This window comes from Novosphingobium taihuense, assembly GCF_007830315.1.
GTDB classification, from domain to species: Bacteria; Pseudomonadota; Alphaproteobacteria; order Sphingomonadales; family Sphingomonadaceae; genus Novosphingobium; species Novosphingobium taihuense.
Genome location: NZ_VLKJ01000028.1, coordinates 2,501 through 5,290, shown reverse-complemented (window position 1 = coordinate 5,290; position 2,790 = coordinate 2,501). Strand labels below are relative to the sequence as shown.

Sequence of the window (2,790 nt, the reverse complement as noted above, 5' to 3'; positions counted from 1 at the left end):
TTGGTTGCGGGGGCAGGATTTGAACCTGCGACCTTCAGGTTATGAGCCTGACGAGCTACCGGGCTGCTCCACCCCGCGCCGGGGTTGTGTGGACTGGCGGGCTTGGCCTGCCTGTCGCGCCCTTCTGACGTCGGACGGCTTGAGGCCGTCTGTTGTCGGGAGGGTGATTTGTGAATGGGTTTCCTCAACTTCCGCAAGCTTCAATGCCTGGCGACGACCTACTCTTCCAACGCTTGAGCGTTAGTACCATTGGCGCTGTCCGGTTTCACGGCCGAGTTCGAGATGGGATCGGGTGGGGCACGGACGCTATGGTCACCAGGCAATGGAGCCTGCGGATGTTGGGTTTTTAATCGATGCGTATCATGCCTGCGCTACCTTGCGGCTGCGCTGACGTGTCAGATGTCTGGCTGCGAGTGTCGTCCGTCCAACGACGCTTTGTGACACGAGGCTATCCCGTGCGCAGAGCTGTCATTGATGGTGGGACTCTTCAAGCATGAACAGAGTTATTAGGACCGGTTAGCTTCATGCGTTACCGCACTTCCACACCCGGCCTATCAACGTGGTGGTCTACCACGACTCGATGATACCTTATCTTGAGGGAGGCTTCCCGCTTAGATGCTTTCAGCGGTTATCCCGTCCATGCATAGCTACCCTGCTGCGCTCCTGGCGGAACGACAGGTACACCAGAGGCATGTTCACCCCGGTCCTCTCGTACTAGGGGCAACTCCTCTCAAGTATCGACGCCCACGGCAGATAGGGACCAAACTGTCTCGCGACGTTCTGAACCCAGCTCACGTACCACTTTAATTGGCGAACAGCCAAACCCTTGGGACCTGCTCCAGCCCCAGGATGTGATGAGCCGACATCGAGGTGCCAAACGATTCCGTCGATATGAGCTCTTGGGAATCATCAGCCTGTTATCCCCGGCGTACCTTTTATCCGTTGAGCGATGGCCCTTCCACGAGGGACCACCGGATCACTATGACCGACTTTCGTCTCTGCTCGACTCGTCAGTCTCGCAGTCAGGCAGGCTTATGCCATTGCACTCTAACAGCCGGTTTCCAACCGGCCTGAGCCTACCATCGCGCGCCTCCGTTACTCTTTAGGAGGCGACCGCCCCAGTCAAACTACCCGCCACAGAGGGTCCCCGAACCGGCTAACGGTCCTGGGTTAGACATCAGAAAACAACAGGGTGGTATTTCACCTATGGCTCCACACCAGCTGGCGCCGGTGCTTCAAAGCCTCCCACCTATGCTACACAATTCTTTCCTAATGCCACTCTGAAGCTGCAGTAAAGGTGCACGGGGTCTTTCCGTCTAACCGCGGGTACTCCGCATCTTCACGGAGAATTCAATTTCGCTGAGCATATCCTGGAGACAGTGGGGAAGTCGTTACGCCATTCGTGCAGGTCGGAACTTACCCGACAAGGAATTTCGCTACCTTAGGACCGTTATAGTTACGGCCGCCGTTTACCGGGGCTTCAATTCGGAGCTTGCACTCCTCCTCTTAACCTTCCGGCACCGGGCAGGCGTCAGACCCTATACGTCGTCTTGAAGCCGACTTAGCAGAGTCCTGTGTTTTTGCTAAACAGTCGCTACCCCCTGGCCTGTGCCCCCAGCAACTGCTTGCGCAGAAGCTGGGCCTCCTTCTTCCGAAGGTACGGAGGCAATTTGCCGAGTTCCTTCAGGATACTTCTCTCAAGCGCCTTGGTATACTCTACCTGACCACCTGTGTCGGTTTCGGGTACGGTCTATACGGTGGGGCTATTTCCTGGAACCACTTCGAAGCCACTTCAATCCAATAAGAAGTGACAACACACGTGATCCGTCACACACCACCAGGCCCACGAATATTAACGTGGTTCCCATCGACTACCCCCTTCGGGCTCGTCTTAGGGGCCGGCTCACCCTGCTCAGATTAGCTTTAAGCAGGAACCCTTGGTCTTTCGGCGAGAGGGCATCTCACCCTCTTTGTCGCTACTCATGTCAGCATTCGCACTTCCGATACCTCCACGACCCATTACCAGATCGCTTCACAGGCCTACGGAACGCTCCGCTACCGCTCAGTACAAAGTACTGAACCCTAAGCTTCGGTGCATCACTTTAGCCCCGTTACATCTTCGCCGCAGGAACCCTTGTTTAGACCAGTGAGCTGTTACGCTTTCTTTAAAGGATGGCTGCTTCTAAGCCAACCTCCTGGTTGTTTTGGGATTCCCACATGCTTTCCCACTTAGTGATGACTTGGGGACCTTAGCTGTAGGTTAGGGCTGTTTCCCTTTTGACGACGGACCTTAGCACCCGCCGTCTGTCTGCCGAACAAGTCTCTCTGGTATTCGGAGTTTGGTTAGAATTGGTAGATCTCGCGACCCCCGCATCCATCCAGTGCTCTACCCCCAGAGGCATACATTCGACGCTCTACCTCAATAGATTTCGCGGAGAACCAGCTATTTCCCGGTTTGATTGGCCTTTCACCCCTAAACACAACTCATCCGAGAATTTTTCAACATTCAACGGTTCGGTCCTCCAGTGCGTGTTACCGCACCTTCAACCTGGTCATGCCTAGATCACCGGGTTTCGGGTCTAATTCATCATACTCTGGCGCCCTATTCAGACTCGCTTTCGCTGCGCCTACACCTAACGGCTTAAGCTCGCATGATAAACTAAGTCACTGACCCATTATGCAAGAGGTACGCTGTCACCCCCTAAAGAGGCTCCAACTGCTTGTAAGCATTCGGTTTCAGGTACTGTTTCACTCCCCTCATCGGGGTGCTTTTCACCTTTCCCTCACGGT

General features: G+C 54.9%; 1 tRNA gene and 2 rRNA genes (1 of these 3 running past the window's edge). All 3 read right to left on the bottom strand.

The window, feature by feature from the left end:
• Position 1: 1 nt before the first annotated feature.
• Positions 2-78, bottom strand: a tRNA-Met gene (locus tag IQ25_RS20935).
• Positions 79-205: 127 nt separating this feature from the next.
• Positions 206-320 (bottom strand): 5S ribosomal RNA (gene rrf / locus IQ25_RS20930).
• Between the two features lie 166 nt (positions 321-486).
• Positions 487-2,790: ribosomal RNA gene (locus IQ25_RS20925) — 23S ribosomal RNA — on the bottom strand (it continues 489 nt past the right edge of the window).